The sequence below is a fragment of the Vreelandella subterranea genome (genome assembly GCF_900111305.1).
GTDB classification, from domain to species: Bacteria; Pseudomonadota; Gammaproteobacteria; order Pseudomonadales; family Halomonadaceae; genus Vreelandella; species Vreelandella subterranea.
In genome coordinates, this window is record NZ_FOGS01000005.1 from 157,975 (window position 1) to 178,780 (window position 20,806).

Sequence of the window (20,806 nt, forward strand, 5' to 3'; positions counted from 1 at the left end):
GGTCGCAATGTTAGAGCTCGTCGTCGGAATCCAATGCGGTCAACTGAGCTCCCAGCTCCTGCTCTACCTCGGTTGCCGAGGGATTGTACAGGCGCTCTACGTCTTCGCGTTTGCGACGACGTTCCGCGTGGTGAGTCAGACCGGTACCTGCCGGAATCAGACGACCCACTACGACGTTTTCTTTCAGGCCGCGCAGATAATCGCGCTTGCCGGTTACCGCTGCTTCGGTCAATACGCGGGTCGTTTCCTGGAACGACGCCGCCGAAATGAACGATTCGGTGGCCAGGCTGGCCTTGGTGATACCCAGCAGCAAGCGCTGATACTTGGCGGGGAACTTGCCTTCCTTCTCGAGAGCGGCATTCTGCTCCAGTACCCGCACAAGCTCAGCCTGATCGCCGGTGATGAAGTCAGAATCACCCGAGTCGGTGATCTCTACCTTGCGCAGCATCTGACGCACAATGACTTCGATGTGCTTGTCATCGATGCCCACGCCCTGCAGACGGTAAACATCCTGAACTTCGGCAGCGATGTACTTGGCAAGCTCGGCAACACCCAGCAGACGCAGGATATCGTGAGGGTTGCTCGGCCCGTCGGAAATCACTTCGCCCTTCTCAACCGTTTCACCTTCGAAGACGGCAATCTGGCGCCATTTGGGGATCAACGCTTCAAACGGATCACCTGATTCCGGTGTGATCGTCAGGCGACGCTTGCCCTTGGTTTCCTTACCAAAGCTCACCACACCGCTGATCTCGGCCAGAATGGACGATTCTTTCGGCTTACGCGCCTCGAACAGATCCGCCACGCGTGGCAGACCACCGGTGATGTCCTTGTTGCCCGACGCCTCGACCGGAATACGGGCCACGACTTCACCCACACCGATCGGCGCTCCGTCATCGACGGAAATGATCGATTTACCCGGCAGCAGGTACTGAACCGGGGTGTTCGCCCCGGAGACCGAGACGTACTCGCCCGCGGTATCCTTGAGCATGACCATCGGGCGCTTGTCGCGACCGGCCATGGGGCGTGCCGCGGCCTCGATCACCTCGATGGACGACAGACCGGTCATCTCGTCGACGGTACGGTGCATGGTGACACCCTCGTCGAGATCGATGAACTGGGCCTTACCTTCCACTTCGGCAACGATCGGGTGAGTGTGCGGATCCCACTTGGCCACCGTGGCACCGGCATCGACGACATCGCCGTCACGTACGGATAGCTCGGCACCGTAGGGCAGTTTGTAGTACTCACGCTCGCGACCGTGGTCGTCAGCAACGGCCAGGGCGCTGGAGCGGGATACCACGACCAGCTTGCCGTCGGCACGCTCGACGTGCTTGATGTTGTGCAGGCGTACCTTGCCGCCGTGCTTGACCTGGACGCTGTCCACAGCTGACGTCCGCGACGCCGCACCACCGATGTGGAAGGTCCGCATGGTCAGCTGGGTACCCGGCTCACCGATGGACTGAGCGGCGATGACGCCGACAGATTCCCCGATGTTGACCTGATGGCCGCGAGCAAGGTCACGCCCGTAACAGGCAGAGCACACGCCATGGGGCGTATCGCAGGTAATCGTCGAACGAACGACGATTTCGTCGACGCCCATGGTATCCAGCGACGCACACCATTTTTCATCGAGGAGCGTGCCGCGCGGGATAAGGACTTCTTCCGTGCCCGGGTCGACCACATCCTGGGCCACCACACGACCCAGCACACGCTGGGACAGCGGCACGATGATATCGCCGCCTTCGATGATCGGGTGCAGCGTCAGGCCGTTTTCGGTACCACAGTCGGACTCGGTGATCACCAGGTCCTGGGCCACGTCGACCAGACGACGGGTCAGGTAACCGGAGTTGGCCGTCTTCAGGGCCGTATCCGCGAGGCCTTTCCGCGCGCCGTGGGTCGAGATGAAGTACTGCAGTACGTTCAGGCCTTCACGGAAGTTGGCGACGATCGGCGTTTCGATGATCGAGCCGTCCGGCTTGGCCATCAGGCCCCGCATACCCGCCAGCTGGCGGATCTGGGCAGCACTACCACGAGCACCGGAGTCGGCCATGATGAAGACGCTGTTGAACGAATCCTGTTCGACTTCGTTGCCGTCGCGGTCAGTTACCGTCTCTTTCGAGATACCGGTCATCATCGCCTTGGCGACTTTGTCATTGGCCTTGGACCAGATGTCGATAACCTTGTTGTACTTCTCGCCCGCCGTTACCAGGCCAGAAGAGAACTGGTCTTCGATTTCCTTAACTTCCGCCTCGGCGGCGTCGACGATTTCGGTCTTCGCTTCGGGAATGACAAAGTCGTTAACGCCGATGGAGGCGCCTGACATCGTCGCAAGACGGAAGCCGGTATACATCAACTGGTCAGCGAAGATGACGGTCGGCTTGAGGCCCGCACGACGATAGACTTCGTTGATCAGGCTGGAGATCGCCTTCTTTTTCATCGGCTGGTCGATCAGCTCGAACGGCACGCCTTCCGGCAGGATGCGGAATAGCAATGCCCGACCCACCGTGGTGTCGTAAACACGGCGATGGTGAGAGCGCTCGCCCGTCTCTTCGTCGACGTCCACCTCGTCCAGGCGGACTTTAACCCGCGCATGCAGCGATACCGCCTTGGTACCAAAGGCGCGCTCGACCTCGTCGAGGCCGGAAAAGATCATGCCTTCGCCTTTATCGTTGATCCTTTCCCGGGTCATGTAGTAAAGACCCAGAACAACGTCCTGCGAGGGCACGATGATCGGTTCGCCATTGGCAGGCGACAGCACGTTGTTGGTCGCCATCATCAGCGCCCGGGCTTCGAGCTGGGCTTCCAGCGTCAGCGGTACGTGGACCGCCATCTGGTCACCGTCAAAGTCGGCGTTGTAGGCGGCACACACCAGCGGGTGCAGCTGGATCGCCTTGCCTTCGATCAACAGCGGTTCAAACGCCTGGATACCCAAGCGGTGCAGCGTCGGCGCGCGGTTGAGCATGACCGGGTGCTCGCGGATAACATCGGCGAGGATATCCCACACTTCCGGCAGCTCGCGCTCGACCATCTTCTTGGCGGCTTTGATCGTTGACGCGTAGTCCAGCGACTGCAGCTTGGAGTAGATAAACGGCTTGAACAGCTCCAATGCCATTTTCTTGGGCAGACCGCACTGGTGCAGACGCAGGGTCGGCCCCACGGTAATCACCGAACGGCCCGAGTAGTCGACGCGCTTACCCAGCAGGTTCTGGCGGAAGCGGCCCTGCTTACCCTTGATCATGTCGGCAAGCGATTTCAGCGGACGCTTGTTGGTGCCGGTAATCGCACGGCCGCGGCGGCCGTTATCCAGCAGCGCATCGACCGCTTCCTGAAGCATACGCTTCTCGTTGCGCACGATGATATCCGGCGCGTTGAGGTCGAGCAGACGCTTCAGGCGGTTGTTGCGGTTGATCACACGACGGTAAAGGTCGTTGAGATCCGAGGTCGCGAAGCGGCCACCGTCCAGCGGTACCAGCGGACGCAAGTCCGGCGGCAGCACGGGCAGCACTTCCATGACCATCCACGCCGGCGCGTTACCGGAGTGGTAGAAAGCTTCCAGCAGTTTCAGGCGCTTGGAGAGCTTCTTGATCTTGGTTTCAGAGTTGGTCTGCGGAATCTCTTCGCGCAGATGGTTGATCTCTTCTTCCAGATCGATGTCTTTGAGCAGCTCCTGAACGGCTTCGGCGCCCATACGGGCATCGAAGTCGTCGCCGAATTCTTCCAGCGCTTCGAAATACTGCTCATCGTTCAACAGCTGACCACGCTCCAGCGTGGTCATGCCCGGGTCGATCACCACAAAGCTTTCGAAGTACAGCACGCGCTCGATATCACGCAGGGTCATATCGAGGAACATGCCGATACGCGACGGCAGTGATTTCAGGAACCAGATGTGGGCAACCGGCGAGGCAAGCTCGATATGCCCCATGCGCTCACGGCGCACGGCGGCCTTGGTCACTTCTACGCCACACTTTTCACAGATGATGCCGCGGTGCTTCATGCGCTTGTACTTGCCGCACAAACACTCGTAGTCTTTGACTGGGCCGAAGATCTTGGCGCAGAAGAGACCATCCCGCTCCGGTTTAAAGGTGCGGTAGTTGATGGTCTCGGGCTTCTTCACCTCGCCAAACGACCAGGAGCGAATCATGTCCGGCGACGCCAGGGTAATCTTGATCGCGTCAAACTCTTCGGACTGAGATTGCGATTTGAGTACTTTCACCAAATCTTTCATGGGACGGCTCCTAGCTCTCTAACTCGATATCGATGCCCAGCGAGCGGATTTCCTTCACGAGTACGTTGAAGGATTCCGGCATGCCTGCCTGCATGGTGTGGTCGCCATCCACGATGTTCTTGTACATCTTGGTGCGCCCTTCGACGTCGTCCGATTTGACGGTGAGCATCTCTTGCAGCGTGTAGGCCGCGCCATAAGCTTCCAGCGCCCACACTTCCATCTCACCAAAGCGCTGACCACCGAACTGCGCTTTACCGCCCAGCGGCTGCTGGGTGACGAGCGAGTAAGAACCGGTAGAACGCGCGTGCATCTTATCGTCGACCAAGTGGTTCAGCTTGAGCATGTACATGTAGCCAACGGTAACAGGGCGGTCAAACGCATCCCCGCTACGGCCGTCGTACAAGGTCATCTGCCCCGACTCGGGAATGTCCGCCAGCTTGAGCAGATGCTTGATCTCGTGCTCTTGAGCACCGTCAAACACCGGCGTTGCCATCGGCACACCCGCCTTGAGATTCTTCGCCAGCGCAATGACTTCGTCATCGCTCAGCGAGTCGATGTCTTCGACACGGGTCCCTGGCGTGTTGTAGACCTGTCCCAGGAAGTCACGAATCTCTGCCACTTGCTGTTCACGGGCGTCTCGCAGCATGGCTTCGATCTTGACACCGAGACCGCGCGCCGCCATGCCGAGGTGGGTTTCGAGGATCTGACCCACGTTCATCCGCGACGGTACGCCCAAGGGGTTCAGCACCACGTCGACCGGCTCGCCCTGATCGTCGAACGGCATGTCTTCGATGGGCATGATCGCCGAGATAACACCCTTGTTACCGTGACGACCAGCCATCTTGTCGCCCGGCTGGATGCGACGCTTCACGGCCATGTAGACCTTGACGATCTTCAGCACGCCAGGCGCAAGATCATCGCCCTGGGTCAGCTTGCGCTTCTTGTCTTCAAAGCGCTCGTCCATTTCTTTACGACGATTTTCCAGCTGCTCATCGGCCTGGGCCAGCAGCTCGTTGAAGCTTTCATCCTGCATGCGCAGCTTGAACCACTGCTGACGCGGCAGCTCGTCCAGGTACGCGGCATCAAGGGTATCGCCTTTCTTCAGGTTCGGGCCGCCATTGACCACCTGCCCTTCCAGGGTCCGCTTGAGACGCTCGAAGGTCGCGTCTTCAGCGATACGGTAGGTTTCCTGCAGGTCCTTGCGCACCTCATCCAGCTGCATCTGCTCGATGGCCAGAGCACGCGAGTCCTTTTCGACGCCGTCTCGGGTAAACACCTGAACGTCGATCACCGTGCCTCTCATGCCGGTCGGGGCACGTAGCGAGGTGTCTTTAACGTCAGATGCTTTCTCGCCGAAGATGGCACGTAGCAGCTTTTCTTCCGGCGTCAGCTGGGTTTCACCTTTCGGCGTTACCTTACCGACCAGGATGTCACCCGGGCCGACTTCGGCACCGATGTAGACGACACCGGCCTCGTCCAGCTTGCCAAGCGCCGATTCACCGACGTTGGGGATATCCGAGGTAATCTCTTCCGGGCCCAGCTTGGTGTCACGGGACACGCTGGTCAGTTCCTGGATGTGAATGGTGGTGAAACGGTCTTCTTGGGCCGCCCGCTCGGAAAGCAGGATGGAGTCCTCAAAGTTGTAGCCGTTCCAGGGCATGAAGGCGATGCGCATGTTCTGACCCAGCGCCAGATCGCCCATGTCCACCGACGGGCCATCGGCGAGGATATCGCCACGCGCCACGTCGTCACCAGGCCGCACGATGGGGCGCTGGTTCATACAGGTATTCTGGTTGGAGCGGGTGTACTTGGTCAGGTTGTAGATATCGACCCCGGCTTCGCCGCCGATGATCTCGTCTTCATTGACCCGCACCACCACGCGACGCGCATCGACAGAGTCGATCACGCCGCCGCGACGGGCAACGGCACAGACACCCGAGTCACGGGCAACGAAGCGTTCCATGCCCGTACCCACCAGCGGCTTCTCGGCACGCAGCGTGGGCACCGCCTGGCGCTGCATGTTGGAACCCATCAAGGCACGGTTGGCGTCATCGTGCTCAAGGAAGGGGATCAATGCCGCTGCCACCGACACCACCTGGCGCGGCGACACATCCATCAGCGTGACCTGCTCAGGGCGCATGAAGGTGGTTTCGCCCTTGTGGCGCGCCTGCACCAAATCGTCGCTCAGCTTGCCGGACTCATCCACGGCCGCCGATGCCTGGGCGATAACGTAGTCACCCTCTTCGATCGCCGAGAGGTGAACGATATCGTCGGTCAACTGGCGGTCCACGACCTTACGGTAGGGCGTTTCCAGGAAGCCGTAGCTGTTGGTGTGGCTGTAGGTGGCCAACGAGTTGATCAGGCCGATGTTCGGGCCTTCCGGCGTTTCGATCGGGCACAGACGGCCGTAGTGCGTGGCGTGTACGTCACGTACTTCGAAGCCGGCACGCTCGCGAGTCAGACCACCCGGGCCGAGTGCAGACACACGACGCTTGTGGGTTACCTCGGAGAGCGGGTTGTTCTGGTCCATGAACTGGGAAAGCTGCGAGGAGCCAAAGAACTCTTTCACCGCCGCCGCCACCGGCTTGGCGTTGATCAGATCCTGCGGCATCAGGCCTTCGCTTTCCGCCATGGAAAGACGCTCTTTCACGGCGCGCTCGACACGTACCAGGCCGACACGGAACTGGTTTTCGGCCATTTCGCCAACGCAGCGAATGCGACGGTTACCCAGGTGGTCGATGTCGTCGACGTCGCCGAAGCCGTTACGGATGTTGATCAGCTCGCGCAGCACGTCGAGGATATCTTTGCGGTCCAGTATGCCGGAGCCGGTATCGCCTTCACGACGCAGGCGACGATTGAACTTCATGCGGCCCACGCCCGACAGGTCGTAGCGGTCCTCAGTGAAGAACAGGTTGTGGAACAGCGTCTCGGCGGCTTCCTTGGTAGGCGGCTCGCCGGGGCGCATCATGCGGTAGATTTCCACCAGCGCTTCCAGCTGCGACCCTGTGGTGTCCAGCTTCAGCGTGTCGGAAATGAACGAGCCGCAGTCCAGGTCGTTGGTATACAGCGTTTCAATCCGCTTGATACCGCCCTTGGCCATGGCCTCGAGTACGTCCGGGGTAATTTCGGTATTACACGGGCAGATCAGCTCGCCAGTCTTGCTGTCGATCTGGTCCTTGGCCAGGGTTTTACCGAACAGGTACTCCATCGGCACGTCCAGGCGCTCGAGGCCTGCTTTCTCGAGCTGGCGGATGTGCTTCTGGGTAATCCGGCGACCTTCTTCAACGATGGTCTCTCCGCTGCCGTCCTTGATATCGAAGGTAGCGGTTTCACCACGCAGCCGCGACGGCACCAGCTCCACGGAAAAGCCTGACTTCTCAACGTGGAAAATGCTGGTTTCAAAGAATTCGTCGAGGATCTCTTCCGCGCTCATTCCCAACGCACGCATCAGCACCGTGGCCGGCAGTTTACGGCGACGGTCAATGCGCACAAAGACGTTGTCTTTGGGATCGAATTCAAAGTCCAGCCAGGAACCGCGGTAAGGAATCACCCGCGCGGAATAGAGCAGTTTGCCGGATGAGTGGCTCTTGCCCTTGTCATGATCGAAGAAAACACCGGGGCTGCGGTGGAGCTGGGACACGATGACCCGCTCGGTACCGTTGATCACAAAGGTACCGTTCTCCGTCATCAGGGGGATTTCCCCCATGTAGACTTCTTGCTCTTTGATATCTTTGATTGCTTTATTCGAGGAATCGCGATCATAAATGATCAAGCGAACCTTGACGCGCAGCGGCGCGGAATAGGTAACCCCGCGCAGCTGGCACTCCTTAACATCGAACGCCGGCGTGCCGAACCGGTAGCTGACATACTCAAGCGCCGCATTACCGGAGAAGCTCTCGATCGGAAACACGGACTTGAATGCCGCGTGCAGACCGATCTCGTGCCGCTCGTCGGGCGAACGATCTTGCTGGAGGAAGTCGTAATAGGAATCAAGCTGGATGGCCAGCAAGTAAGGCACATCCATCACTTGTGGCAGTTTGCCGAAATCCTTGCGGATGCGTTTTTTCTCAGTATATGAGTAAGCCATCTGTATTCCCCAGCTTGTTCACCATGGGTGACCGATGCGTGGTCATCTGCCCTGCGGCCGTGTCAGACGCGAACAGCAAGCTCCTGATCGGGTAGCTCGCCGTCGAAAATCTTGATCGATAACAGTCTTGCGATAACCGTACTACAACGATTCTGCTTCACCGTTCAGTTACAACAGAAAAAGGCCGGCAGCGGGAGTTCCCGCCGCCAGCCGTGGAAGCTTACGCAGCGCGTGAAGCCATCGGCACAAGAATTACTTGAGCTCGACGCTTGCGCCCGCTTCTTCCAGCTTCGTCTTGGCTGCTTCAGCGTCTTCCTTGGCCATGCCTTCTTTGATGGTCGCCGGTGCGCCGTCAACGGCACCCTTAGCTTCCTTAAGGCCAAGACCGGTGATCTCACGTACTGCTTTGATGACGTTAACTTTCTTGTCACCGGCAGAGGTCAGCACCAGGTCGAACTCGGTCTGCTCTTCTTCAACAGCCGCTTCGCCGCCGCCAGGGCCAGCCACAACGGCTGCCGCGGCAGAAACGCCGAATTTTTCTTCCATTGCTTCGATTAGCTCGACAACTTCCATGACGGACATGTCGGCTACAGCATTGATGATATCGTCTTTGGTCAGTGCCATTGTTTCATTCCTAACTTTGCGGGAGTCTCGGTTTGCCGACGACTCGGGATTCATTGCTCGGTTCAAGCAACCTCAGGTTGCACAGCAGAAGCGTTTACGCCGCTTCTTCTTTCTGGTCGCGCAGGGCGGCCAGGGTGCGAACCAGCTTGCCAGCGGAGGCTTCTTTCATTACCGACATCAGCTTCGCAATTGCTTCGTCATAAGTCGGCAGGGTTGCCAGACGATCGATGTCAGCAGCCGGGATCAGCTCACCTTCGTAGGCCAGCGCCTTGACTTCGAAGTCCTTGTCATCTTTGGCAAACTCTTTGAACAAACGAGCGGCAGCGCCCGGATGATCAGTCGAGAAGGCCAACAGAGTTGGACCCACGAAGCTCTCGGTCAGGCATTCCCACTGGGTGCCTTCGAGGGCGCGACGCGCCAGGGTGTTGCGGACAACACGCAGCTGGACGCCATTCTCACGTGCCTGCTTGCGCAGATCGGTCATCTTGCTGACCGTCACACCGCGAGAATCGGCAACTACGACGGAGAGTGCGTCCTTGGCCGCTTCACTGACCTCGGCAACAATCGCTTTCTTGCCTTCAAGTGCTAGTGGCACAGTGATCACTCCTTCGTGCCGAAACCTGTTATAAGTCTCGGTGGTTACCATCTCTTCCAGGTGATCAGTCGATCATCGCTGGAAGCCTTAGGGATGGTGCTCACCAGAAAGCGGTTTGCTAAAAAGCGTACCAACTGGCGGCCACACCATCTGCGCAGGCGCTTTGAGCAATTAAGCCGCGCTTTCCAGTACCAACTGCATACGTTCGAAGCGCGGCACCTGCGGTCTTTGACGGTGCCTCGGCCTGACCGAGGGACCGCAAAGTTATTGCTCGGTTGTTGCTAAAACCTGACGAACACCCGCTTATACGTAAGCGGAATGATCGATTGTCAAACCCGGGCCCATGGTAGTAGACAGGGTGACTTTCTTAAAGTAGATGCCTTTTGAAGTGCTCGGCTTGAGACGCTTCAGGTCGGCGACCAGCGCTTCGACGTTGCCGTTGATAGACGCCGCATCGAAATCCACCTTACCGACTGTGGTGTGGATGATGCCGTTCTTGTCGGTACGGAAGCGAACCTGACCCGCCTTGGCGTTCTTGACCGCTGTCGCCACATCGGGTGTGACGGTACCCACTTTCGGGTTAGGCATCAGGCCACGCGGGCCCAGAATCTGACCCAGCTGACCGACAACGCGCATGGCGTCAGGAGAAGCAATCACGACGTCAAAATCCATCACGCCTTTCTTCACCTGCTCGGCCAGATCGTCCATACCCACAATGTCGGCGCCTGCTTCTTTAGCGGCATCGGCATTGGCACCCTGGGTGAAGACCGCAACACGCACGTCTTTACCGGTACCGTTGGGCATGACGGTGGCGCCACGCACTACCTGGTCTGATTTGCGCGGGTCAACGCCAAGGTTGATCGCCACGTCGACAGACTCTTTGAACTTGACCGTCGACAGCTCGGAGAGGAGGGCAACCGCTTCTTCAAGGGAATAGACCTTGTTGGTGTCGACCTTTTCACGAATCTGCTTGGCACGCTTGGTAAGTTTCGCCATGATTAGAGACCCTCCACGTTGAGGCCCATGCTACGGGCACTACCCGCGATGGTGCGAACCGCTGCGTCCATGTCAGCCGCTGTCAAATCCGGCTCTTTGGTCGTGGCGATTTCTTCAAGCTGTTCGCGCGTTACCGTGCCGACCTTCTTCTTGTTCGGCTCGCCAGAACCCGACTTGATGCCGGCTGCTTTCTTGAGCAGCACAGCCGCCGGTGGCGTCTTGGTAATGAACGTGAAGCTGCGGTCAGAGTAGACCGTAATCACGACAGGCGTCGGCAGGCCAGGCTCGATGTCCTGAGTCTCTGCGTTGAACGCCTTACAGAATTCCATGATGTTCACGCCGTGCTGACCCAGCGCAGGGCCGACGGGCGGACTAGGATTGGCTTTACCTGCAGCAACCTGCAGCTTGATGTAAGCCTGTACTTTCTTGGCCATCGTTTTACTCCAGTTGGGTGATAGCGCCTTTCGGCTCCCCGGTAACAGCCAGCTGGCGGCACCGCCACCTGACACGAATCAAATCACAACATGACGCATCGCAAACACCTGGCGACTGCTGGCCGCCAGGCTATCGCGGTTATTCTTTCTCTACCTGCGCAAACTCAAGCTCGACAGGCGTGGCACGCCCGAAGATCAGGACGCTGACCTGCAGACGGCTTTTCTCGTAATTGACCTCTTCCACAACGCCATTGAAGTCGGCGAAGGGCCCATCCACAACGCGGACAGACTGACCCGGCTCAAACATGTGCTTGGGCCGCGGCCTGTCGGTGCCGTCTTTGACTCGCCGCAGGATGGCATCGGCTTCCCGGGTGGTAATGGGCGCCGGCTTTTCCTTGGTGCCACCGATGAACCCCATCACGCGGGGGGTTTCGTTGACCAGGTGCCAGGTATCGTCGGCCATTTCCATCTCGACAAGCACATAGCCGGGATAGAACTTGCGCTCGCTCTTGCGACGCTTGCCGTCGCGCATTTCAACGACTTCTTCGGTCGGCACCAGAATCTCGCCAAAACGATCTTCCACGCCGTACATCTTGACGCGCTCAATCAGGGAGCGCATCACGTGCTTCTCAAAGCCGGAATAGGCGTGAACGACGTACCAACGTTTGGACATGCAAGCTCCTAACCAATAACGCCGGACATCGCCCAGCCAAGAAGAGTGTCAATCAACCAAAGCATCAGCCCGACCACCAGCACGGCGACGAGCACAATGGCCGTGGTCTGAATGGTTTCAGGCCGAGTTGGCCATACAACGCGCTGAATCTCTTTCTTGGCGCTTATTGCCAACTCTACCAGCTCACGCCCCTTGGTCGTGGTAAGCGCCAGCAGACCCGCTGCAACACATAGCACCACGACGCCCAGCACGCGGTAGATCAGGCCAATATCGGCAAAATAGGTATTACCTACAACGGCAACGACGAGCAACGCAATGACTGCAGCCCACTTGAGCCCGTCATGGCGCGACTGTTGCACCTCAGCGCCATGTTTTACAGAACTCGGCTTCATAAAAACGAGACTCCTCAGGGTGCAGCAAGCGGCAAAGGAATTCTTTAAAAGACATACCAATCTGGGGAAGATTGGCAGGCCAGGAGGGAATCGAACCCCCAACCTGCGGTTTTGGAGACCGCTGCTCTGCCAATTGAGCTACTGGCCTGTATCAAAATTTACGCAGGAAACTTTCAGCCTACGCAACAGCGGGCGTCATAATAGCGGACAAAAGGCCGCCTGACAACCCTTGCTCACACCAACCGCCTTCCATCAAGCAACTGGCGGCAGCGACAAAAAAAGCGAGCATCGCTCGCTTTTTTGAATATGGAGCTCATGGACGGATTTGAACCGTCGACCTCACCCTTACCAAGGGTGTGCTCTACCCCTGAGCTACATGAGCCAAGCACTTACACAAACTAAGCACCTAACCTTAAGCGCCTATAATAAACTAAGCACTTAACTGGAGCGGGCGGCGGGAATCGAACCCGCACCATCAGCTTGGAAGGCTGAGGTTCTACCATTGAACTACGCCCGCGCAACTTGCTTCAGAATGATCATCCGCAGCGCGCTTGCTCGTGATATCGCCCGCTTCCGGCTTTCATTCTACGGCATCGACATTTGTCGCTGACGCTTAAAACTGGTGGAGAGGGAAGGATTCGAACCTTCGAAGCTTTCGCGGCAGATTTACAGTCTGCTCCCTTTGGCCACTCGGGAACCTCTCCAACTGAGGCGGCACATTATGCCAAGCTCCAAAGCGGTGTCAAGCTCACTTTAACCTGCAGTGACAACAACGACCTTTTGCTTCAACAACATAGGGTTTTATCACCCTAAAAATGCTGCCCGCATGCCTTGGAACGCGCTGCATTCTGTCAAAGCAGCATGGAGAATGCAAGGCCCGCACGAATTTTTTCCAATGACACCGGCTCCGGCACCCGGGGGGCGCCGGACATCTTGCCCGCGCGTTCGGCAAAGGTGAGCGGAAAGCGCGCTTCAAGCCCGCCGTAGACCATATCAGGCCACACCGCATGGGGCACCTGCACGCCTCGGGAGACCACACGGGCATCGCCCCCCGTCAGCAGCATTGGCAGGGCCACACCCTCCTGGTCGCACACCTCGCTGTAAATGCGGTTGATGGCGCTCACCGCTGCCATGTAAATACCATGATTCACGGCGTCGACCGTTCGCCGTCCTGGCTCCAGCAAGGCATCCGCTTCGCTTTCCGGGTCAATCGCCACGTTCCGCGTTCCCAGCTTCAGGCTCTCCTTCATCAGGCGCAAGCCGGGTACAATAAAGCCACCCAGGTGCTGCCCGCCTGGCAGCACAAAGTCGATAGTGATGGCACTCCCGCAATCCACCGCACAGCAGCCGCCCGCCAGCTGATAGCCCGCCAGCGCACCCAACCAACGGTCAACGCCTAACCGTTCAGGCTCTTCGTAGCCGTTGACCACGCCCAGCGCCTCAGCGGTTGAACGGGCAACATGAACATGCCGCACGCGCCGACGCAGCAGCCCCACGGTCTCATTCAGCACGGCCGCCCGGGCAACACTGGAAATCCGTACGGCTTCGACCACGTCGAGGTCGGGTATGTCAGCCCCCGGCCGCCACTCCTCCCGTGTCCACACAGCCCCCCGCGACCGTATCTCACTGCTGTCAGCATCTTTCAGGCGCCACTTGGACAAGGTATTGCCGATATCTAGATCCAGAATCATAAGCGCCTGCGCACGCTGATTTCACCGCCCGACAAGCGCTTTGACTGCCCGGATGCCGTTACCCACAGGCTGCCACTGTCGTCCACATCGCCCGCGACCGCGTCGTAAACCTGGCTACCCTGAGTGACACGAATGGGTTGGTCAGCATAAGCGTGTCGCTCATTCCAGGCAGTGCGCCAAGACGCGAAACCCTGCTGCTCAAAACCGGCCAGCATGGCAAGCAGCCCCGCCACGACATCCGCCGCCAGCTGGTTACGGGAAAGCGATGGCACGTCATCAAACAGCGCCGCTACCGGCTGCTCAATGGCTTCTCGCATTGCCTCGGGCAGCGAGAGGTTCATTCCCATCCCTATGACTACCTCGCACGGGCCGGCCGCATCCCCGGTCACCTCTACCAATATCCCTGCCAGCTTGCCCAATTCACCGCTGTCGCGCTGTGCCAGTAAAATATCGTTGGGCCATTTCAACCGAGGGGCGACGCCGTGCTGCTCAAGCACCTGGGCGACCACCACGCCAACGGCCAGGCTCAAGCCTTCCAGGGCATTCACACCTGCTTCGAAACGCCAGCCGACCGAGAGCATCAGACTTTGCCCCCAGGGCGTTGTCCATACCCGCCCACGCCGACCACGACCCGCCGTCTGCAACTCGACGAGACACACCTCTGCATGGCCAGCTCCCTGCTCGAACCGCTCACGCAGGTAGGCATTGCTCGAGGGCAAGTGGTCTTCAACAAACAGGCGGGCAAGGTGATGGCGTGCCGAAGCAGGCAGACGCTCCACGATTTTTGCCCCGACCAGCGGCTCCAAGGGTTGGGCGAGGCGATAGCCACGGCCCTTTACCGCCACCAGCGACACGCCGAGCGCCTCTAACTTTTTTAGCTGCTTCCAAACGGCAGCGCGTGAAACGCCTAGCGCCTCGCCTAGCTGTTCACCGGAATGAACCTCGCCATCGCTTAGCAGCCGCATCAGGTTACCGATGCTCATGTCCTTGCCCCATCTGGGAAAACGTCTATCTTACCGGATGCGCCAGCAGCGCGAAAACTACTGCCAAAAGTTAATGTATTGATGCCTTGCACAATACAATGCTGGTAGTAGACCGCACCGAGACCCTATAATGCCGCCCTATTTTTCTAGCAGGATCGCGTCGTGATCGAGAATCTTCGCAACATTGCCATTATCGCCCACGTTGACCACGGTAAAACCACCCTGGTCGATAAACTTTTGAGCCAGTCCGGCACGCTCGACCGTAAAGCCGAAGGGCAAGAGCGGATCATGGACTCCAATGACCAGGAAAAGGAGCGTGGCATCACCATCCTGGCCAAAAACACGGCGATCAAGTGGCAGGATGGCAACGGCACTGACTTCCACATCAATATCGTGGACACGCCCGGGCACGCTGATTTCGGCGGTGAAGTCGAGCGCGTCATGTCGATGGTGGACTCGGTACTGCTGTTGGTTGACGCCGTTGACGGCCCGATGCCGCAGACCCGCTTTGTGACCCAGAAGGCCTTTGACCGTGGCCTGAAGCCGATCGTTGTGGTCAACAAGATTGACCGCCCCGGCGCACGGCCCGACTGGGTGATCGACCAGATCTTTGACCTGTTCGACAACCTGGGCGCTTCCGACGACCAGCTCGACTTCCCGATCATTTACTGCTCGGCGCTCAACGGCATTGCCGGCCCTGATCCTGACGAGCTGGCCGACGACATGTCGCCCATGTTCCAGTCGATTGTCGATATCGTCGAGCCGCCCAAGGTCGAAAGTGACGGGCCTTTCCAGATGCAGATTTCCGCACTGGACTACAACAGCTATGTCGGCGTTATCGGCCTCGGCCGCATAAGCCGCGGCAGCGTCAAGCCGAACCAGCAGATTACCGTGGTGACCAAGGAAGGCCAGTCACGCAAGGGCAAGATCGGCCAGGTCATGACCCACATGGGCCTCGATCGTGTCCAGACCGACGAAGCCACCGCGGGCGATATCATCTGCATCACCGGCATCGAGAACCTGGCGATTTCCGATACCCTGTGCGACGTCAACCATGTCGAAGCGCTGCCGCCGTTGACCGTGGACGAGCCGACGGTCTCGATGACTTTCCAGGTCAACGACTCGCCGTTTGCCGGTAAAGACGGCAAGTTCGTCACCAGCCGGAATATCAAGGATCGCCTGGAGCAGGAACTGATCCACAACGTGGCGCTGCGCGTCGAGCAGGGCGACACCCCGGAGAAATTCAAGGTCTCCGGGCGTGGCGAGCTGCACCTGTCGGTGTTGATCGAATCCATGCGCCGTGAAGGCTTCGAGCTTGCCGTTGGCCGCCCCGAAGTGATAATCCGTGAAATCGACGGCGAACAGCAGGAGCCCTACGAAGAGGTCATCATCGACTGTGAAGAGCAGCACCAGGGCGCCATCATGGAAGAGCTTGGCTACCGCAAGGGTGAAATGACCAACATGAACCCGGACGGCAAGGGTCGTGTTCGCCTGGACTTCATCATCCCCGCGCGCGGTCTGATCGGCTTCCGCGGGCAGTTTTTGACCCTGACCTCGGGCACCGGCATCCTGACCAGCCGCTTTGACCACTACGGCCCGCTGAAGCCGGACGCCTCCATCGAACGGCGTAACGGCGTCATGGTGTCGATGGTCGACGGGAAGGCGCTGGCCTATGCGCTTTACACCCTTCAGGAACGCGGCAAGCTGATCGTCGATCACGCCACCGAAGTCTACGAAGGCATGCTGATCGGCATCAACAACCGCGCCAACGACATGGTGGTCAACCCGACCAAGGGCAAAAAGCTCGATAACATGCGCTCGACGGGTAACGATGAAAACATCGTGTTGACGCCGCCGATCAACTTCACCCTGGAACAGGCCATCGAGTTCCTTGACTCCGACGAGCTGGTGGAAGTGACGCCGAACCATATTCGCCTGCGCAAGAAGCTGCTCAAGGAAAACGAGCGTAAACGCTCCAACAAGAAGTAAGTTCTCCAAGCCCGCTTAGCAGCGGGCTTTTTTTGTCTGCCCTGCCCCTGCCATCTTGACCACGCTCGTTTGCCAAGCGGCTCCCCCAACGCAACCTTAACGGTTACTCGCTGGAAAGCCGCTGCGGTGTAGCGCAAAGTAGCGCTATCCCTGGTACAGGGAATCATTTTATTATCGAATTCATACAAACGTTTTGATCATTACTCCTGTCAAGGACACCCATGACCCCGCTTATCGAGGTTCAACAGGTCAACAAGGCCTTTGGTGGCCTGCCGGTCATCAACGACTGCTCTATCCGCGTCGAGAAAGGCTCGATTACCGGCATGATCGGTCCCAACGGCGCGGGCAAGTCGACGTTATTCAACTTGATGGCTGGTGCGTTGCAGCCCGACAGCGGGCGCATCCTGCTGGAAGGCGACGATATTACCGCGCTCAGCGCGGATCAGCGGTTTCACAAAGGCCTGCTGCGCACCTTCCAGATTGCCCATGAGTTCACCCACATGAGCGCGCTGGAAAACCTGATGATGGTCCCGCCGGCGCAGGCCGGGGAAAACCTCTTCACGACCTGGTTCAAACCCGGCCTGGTGCGCCGCGAGGAAGCCGAGGTGCGCCGTCGCGCACTTGAGGTCATCGACTTTATCGGCCTTCACCATGTGCGCAATGAGCTGGCCGGCAACCTGTCCGGCGGCCAGAAGAAGCTGCTGGAGCTGGGCCGCACGATGATGACCAACGCCAAGGTCGTGCTGCTCGATGAAATCGCCGCTGGCGTCAACCGCACCCTGCTCGGCGACCTGATCGGCAACATCGAGCGCCTCAATCGCGAAATGGGCTATACCTTCCTGGTCATCGAACACGACATGGACATGATCGCCCGGCTCTGCGACCCGGTCATCGTCCTTGCCCAGGGCGAAGTCATGGTCGAGGGCCATATTCAGGACATCCAGAACAACCCCGAGGTCATCGAAGCCTATTTCGGTGCCGGGGCAGCGTAAAGGATGAAGGCGCCAGGCTTCCCTCAATGCCACGAGCAATCGGTTGGCAATCAACAAGAGACTTTTGCACCATGCCTTTAATCGAAGCGCGCGATGTTTATGGCGGCTATGGCGGCATGAACATCCTCAATGGGGTGGACATGTCGCTGGAAGCCGACGAAGTCGGGGTGATTGTCGGCCCGAACGGGGCCGGTAAATCCACCTTGCTGAAAGCGGTTTTCGGGCTTCTGCACGTCAATCAGGGTGACATTCTGCTCCACGGCAAACCCATTCAAAATTTACCCCCCCACCAGCTGGTTGAACGCGGCATGGGCTTTGTTCCCCAGGAAAAGAACGTTTTCCCAAGCCTCACCGTCCAGGAAAACCTGGAGATGGGGGCCTTCCTGAAGCCGCAGAACGTGAAACGCATGCTGGGCCAGGTTTACGAGTTCTTTCCGCCCCTGCAGGAAAAACGCCATCAGCCCGCAGGGGAGCTGTCCGGTGGCCAGCGCCAGATGGTCGCCATGGGCCGCGCGCTGATGGCCGAACCCAGCCTGCTGCTGCTGGATGAACCCACCGCCGGGCTTTCCCCGCTATACATGAACGAGATTTTTGACCGCGTTAAGCATATCAACGCGGCCGGGGTAGGCATTCTGATGGTCGAACAAAACGCCAAGCAAGCGCTGGCCATTGCCGACAAGGGCTTTGTGTTGGCCGCGGGTCAAAACCGCTTTACCGATACCGGTGCGGCACTGCTTGCCGACCCGGACGTAGCGAAAAGCTTTTTGGGCGGCTAACCCAGGGGACAATAACGTGAATGAACTGGTTTTCTTTGTTAACAACGTGGTGATCGCCGGTAGCGTGACGGGCGCCATCTACGCCATCGGGGCGATCGGCGTCACGCTGATTTTCAGCATCATGCGCTTTGCCCACTTTGCCCACGCCGACATGATGACCTTTGGTGCCTTCATGGTGCTGGTACTCACCACGGCCTTCCCCGGTATCGGCATGGGCATCGGCGTGCCCACGGCAATCGTCATGTTGCCGATTGCCATGCTGCTGACCGCCTTACTGGCGGTGGGCATTGATAAAACGTTTTACAAGCCGCTGCGTGCCCACGGGGTCAAGCCCATCGTCATGGTCATTGCCTCGTTGGGCGTCACCCTTATCCTGCAAGGCCTGATTCGCCTGTTTGCAGGCACCGGCGGCCAGGGCTTGTACGTTGATGATCGCAAGGCCATTTTCCGCATGCTGCCGTTTGAAGACGTGCGCGTCCCCATCGTGATTACCGAACCGCAGGTTTATCTGTTCGGAATCACCCTGTTGGCGGTGATCGCCCTGCACCTGTTCCTGAGCCGCTCGCGGCTCGGCAAGGCCATGCGCGCAATGTCCGACAACCCCGAACTGGCGCAGGCCTCGGGCATCAACACCAATACAATCGTTGCCGTCACCTGGGTGATTGCCGGAGGGCTTGCCGCCATTGCCGGTACGCTGCTGTCGCTGGATGTGACGTTCAAACCCGACCTGAGCTTTTTCCTGCTGCTGCCGATTTTCGCCGCCGCCATCGTCGGGGGCGTCGGGCACCCCTATGGGGCCGTCGCAGGGGGCTTCGTGGTGGGCTTTGCCGAAACCCTGGCGGTATTCAACTGGGCCGTGTTGTTGCGTCCCTTCCGCGATAGCCTGCCCACCTGGCTCGAACTGCCGTCCAATTTAGCCTTCGTGGGGACCGAGTATAAAATCGTCGTGCCGTTTTTCATTCTGGTCGCCATTCTCGTTTGGCGACCCACCGGCATCTTTAAAGGCAAGGTGATCTGATGGCTGATAGCAACTACACCCCGCAGGATGCAACGCCCAGGGCGTCGCGACTGCCACTGCGCGAAATTTGCCTGTTCGGCGCCCTACTGATCACCATCGTCGGCGTCTATGCGGCAATGGGGGCCGCCTATAGCACGCGGATGCTGGTCGAGGCCGCCTGTTACGCTGTACTGGCGCTGGGGCTGACCATTCAATGGGGCTATGCGGGCCAGTTCAATGCCGGTGTCATGGGCTTTGTCGCCCTGGGCGGCGTTAGTGCCATGCTGTTCAGCGTGCCGGTCAACGACGCTTTCTGGAACAGCGAACTGCCTGCCGAGCTTGGCAAGGTGTTGCTGTATGCCATTGGGGCCACCCTGCTGGTCGTGGCCGCCACCAAACTCACCCGACTGGGTGTACCCAAACGGGTACGCACTGTGTTCGCAGTACTGCTGGCCATTGTGTTGTATATGGTGGTCATCAGCCTGTTGCGCGACGTGACTGCCGATATTGAGTCCCAGGCAGACTTCGTCGGCGGGCTTGGCTTGCCGCCCTGGCTAGGCTGGATCTTCGGCGGTGCGTTGGCGGGCGTCGTGGGCTACTTCATCGGCCATGTCTGCCTGGGCCTGCGTAGCGACTATCTGGCCATCGCCACTCTGGGGATCGCCGAAATCATCAAGGCATTCCTGAAAAATTCAGACTGGTTGACCCGCGGCACCGCGACGGTCTCGCCACTGCCCTGGCCAACGCCCGGACCGGCGGAACTGGGGTTTACCCTTTCCCGGGCGATCTACCTGTCGCTGACGGCGGTGATCATTGCCGGGATCTTCTTTCTACTCCATCAGGCTTACCATGCCCCTTGGGGACGCATGATCCGCGCCATTCGCGACAACGAGATATCGTCGGCGGCCATGGGCAAGGATATCAACAAGCGGCGCCTGGAGATTTTTGTCCTCGGCTGCATTCTGATGGGCATCGGCGGTGGAATGCTGGCCAGCTTCAACAGCCTGTTCGACCCCAACGGCTACCTGCCGCTCAACCATACCTTTCTGGTCCTGGTCATGGTGATTCTGGGTGGACCGGGCAACAACCTGGGCACCATTTTCGGCGCCGTCGCGGTGTATATCATCTGGATCATGTCGGAACCACTGGCGCTTTACCTGATGGATCTCGCCGTGGCCTTCGGTGCCTTTGCCTTCGACTGGCAGGCCCCTGCCAACATCGACAGCCGTGCCCTTCAGGCAAGGGTATTGGTGATTGGCGTGCTGGTGACACTGGTATTGCGCTTCGCGCCCAAGGGGCTACTACCCGAGCGCGTCAGGCACCACGACTGAGACAAAAAAACCGCCCCAGCG

15 protein-coding genes and 4 tRNA genes are annotated in these 20,806 nt (G+C 58.9%); 5 read left to right on the top strand and 14 right to left on the bottom strand.

Annotated features, from left to right (window positions below; translation table 11 throughout):
• Positions 1–10 precede the first annotated feature (10 nt).
• The 14 genes from rpoC to BMX75_RS09190 form a co-directional block, all read right to left on the bottom strand.
• Positions 11–4,225 carry a DNA-directed RNA polymerase subunit beta' gene (gene rpoC, locus BMX75_RS09125; protein ID WP_066318587.1) on the bottom strand — a complete coding sequence of 1,405 codons (4,215 nt, stop codon included), beginning with the start codon at positions 4,223–4,225 and terminating at the stop codon, positions 11–13.
• A gap of 10 nt (positions 4,226–4,235) precedes the next feature.
• On the bottom strand, positions 4,236–8,312 hold the full coding sequence (gene rpoB, locus BMX75_RS09130) for a DNA-directed RNA polymerase subunit beta (RefSeq protein ID WP_092827267.1): 4,077 nt from the start codon (positions 8,310–8,312) through the stop codon (positions 4,236–4,238).
• 252 nt (positions 8,313–8,564) lie between these two features.
• The gene (rplL, locus tag BMX75_RS09135) at positions 8,565–8,936 is read right to left on the bottom strand and encodes a 50S ribosomal protein L7/L12 (protein WP_092827269.1); all 372 of its coding nucleotides are present in this window, start codon (positions 8,934–8,936) and stop codon (positions 8,565–8,567) included.
• Between the two features lie 94 nt (positions 8,937–9,030).
• Positions 9,031–9,531: a 50S ribosomal protein L10 gene (gene rplJ, locus BMX75_RS09140; protein WP_066318608.1), complete on the bottom strand. Its 501-nt coding sequence runs from the start codon at positions 9,529–9,531 to the stop codon at positions 9,031–9,033.
• Positions 9,532–9,834: 303 nt separating this feature from the next.
• A complete protein-coding gene (rplA, locus tag BMX75_RS09145; RefSeq protein WP_066318611.1) occupies positions 9,835–10,527 on the bottom strand; it encodes a 50S ribosomal protein L1 in 693 nt (230 codons plus the stop codon).
• Positions 10,528–10,529: 2 nt separating this feature from the next.
• Positions 10,530–10,961: a 50S ribosomal protein L11 gene (gene rplK, locus BMX75_RS09150; protein ID WP_066318614.1), complete on the bottom strand. Its 432-nt coding sequence runs from the start codon at positions 10,959–10,961 to the stop codon at positions 10,530–10,532.
• 139 nt (positions 10,962–11,100) lie between these two features.
• On the bottom strand, positions 11,101–11,634 hold the full coding sequence (gene nusG, locus BMX75_RS09155; protein ID WP_066318615.1) for a transcription termination/antitermination protein NusG: 534 nt from the start codon (positions 11,632–11,634) through the stop codon (positions 11,101–11,103).
• An 8-nt stretch (positions 11,635–11,642) separates the two neighbouring features.
• Entirely contained in the window at positions 11,643–12,026 is a 384-nt protein-coding gene (gene secE / locus BMX75_RS09160) for a preprotein translocase subunit SecE (protein WP_085917608.1), read from the bottom strand.
• A gap of 72 nt (positions 12,027–12,098) precedes the next feature.
• Positions 12,099–12,174, bottom strand: a tRNA-Trp gene (locus BMX75_RS09165).
• 159 nt (positions 12,175–12,333) lie between these two features.
• Positions 12,334–12,408 (bottom strand) — tRNA-Thr (locus BMX75_RS09170).
• Between the two features lie 61 nt (positions 12,409–12,469).
• Positions 12,470–12,543: transfer RNA gene (locus BMX75_RS09175), tRNA-Gly, on the bottom strand.
• 103 nt (positions 12,544–12,646) lie between these two features.
• Positions 12,647–12,730 (bottom strand) — tRNA-Tyr (locus BMX75_RS09180).
• 147 nt (positions 12,731–12,877) lie between these two features.
• Positions 12,878–13,717, bottom strand: a complete 840-nt coding sequence (locus BMX75_RS09185; RefSeq protein WP_092827271.1) for a type III pantothenate kinase — start codon at positions 13,715–13,717, stop codon at positions 12,878–12,880.
• Entirely contained in the window at positions 13,714–14,700 is a 987-nt protein-coding gene (locus BMX75_RS09190; protein WP_092827273.1) for a biotin--[acetyl-CoA-carboxylase] ligase, read from the bottom strand. Before BMX75_RS09190 ends, BMX75_RS09185 begins: the two co-directional genes overlap by 4 nt.
• Positions 14,701–14,862: 162 nt before the next feature.
• On the opposite strand from BMX75_RS09190, the gene typA reads away from it, so the two are divergent.
• The 5 genes from typA (at position 14,863) to BMX75_RS09215 (ending at position 20,785) form a co-directional block, all read left to right on the top strand.
• Positions 14,863–16,689, top strand: a complete 1,827-nt coding sequence (typA, locus tag BMX75_RS09195; protein ID WP_092827275.1) for a translational GTPase TypA — start codon at positions 14,863–14,865, stop codon at positions 16,687–16,689.
• Positions 16,690–16,910: 221 nt separating this feature from the next.
• On the top strand, positions 16,911–17,681 hold the full coding sequence (locus BMX75_RS09200) for an ABC transporter ATP-binding protein (protein ID WP_092827277.1): 771 nt from the start codon (positions 16,911–16,913) through the stop codon (positions 17,679–17,681).
• A gap of 71 nt (positions 17,682–17,752) precedes the next feature.
• Positions 17,753–18,457, top strand: coding sequence for an ABC transporter ATP-binding protein (locus tag BMX75_RS09205; RefSeq protein ID WP_066318628.1), 705 nt, complete (start codon positions 17,753–17,755; stop codon positions 18,455–18,457).
• Positions 18,458–18,473: 16 nt separating this feature from the next.
• On the top strand, positions 18,474–19,475 hold the full coding sequence (locus BMX75_RS09210) for a branched-chain amino acid ABC transporter permease (RefSeq protein ID WP_092827279.1): 1,002 nt from the start codon (positions 18,474–18,476) through the stop codon (positions 19,473–19,475).
• The gene (locus tag BMX75_RS09215; RefSeq protein WP_092827281.1) at positions 19,475–20,785 is read left to right on the top strand and encodes a branched-chain amino acid ABC transporter permease; all 1,311 of its coding nucleotides are present in this window, start codon (positions 19,475–19,477) and stop codon (positions 20,783–20,785) included. Before BMX75_RS09210 ends, BMX75_RS09215 begins: the two co-directional genes overlap by 1 nt.
• Positions 20,786–20,806 lie beyond the last annotated feature (21 nt).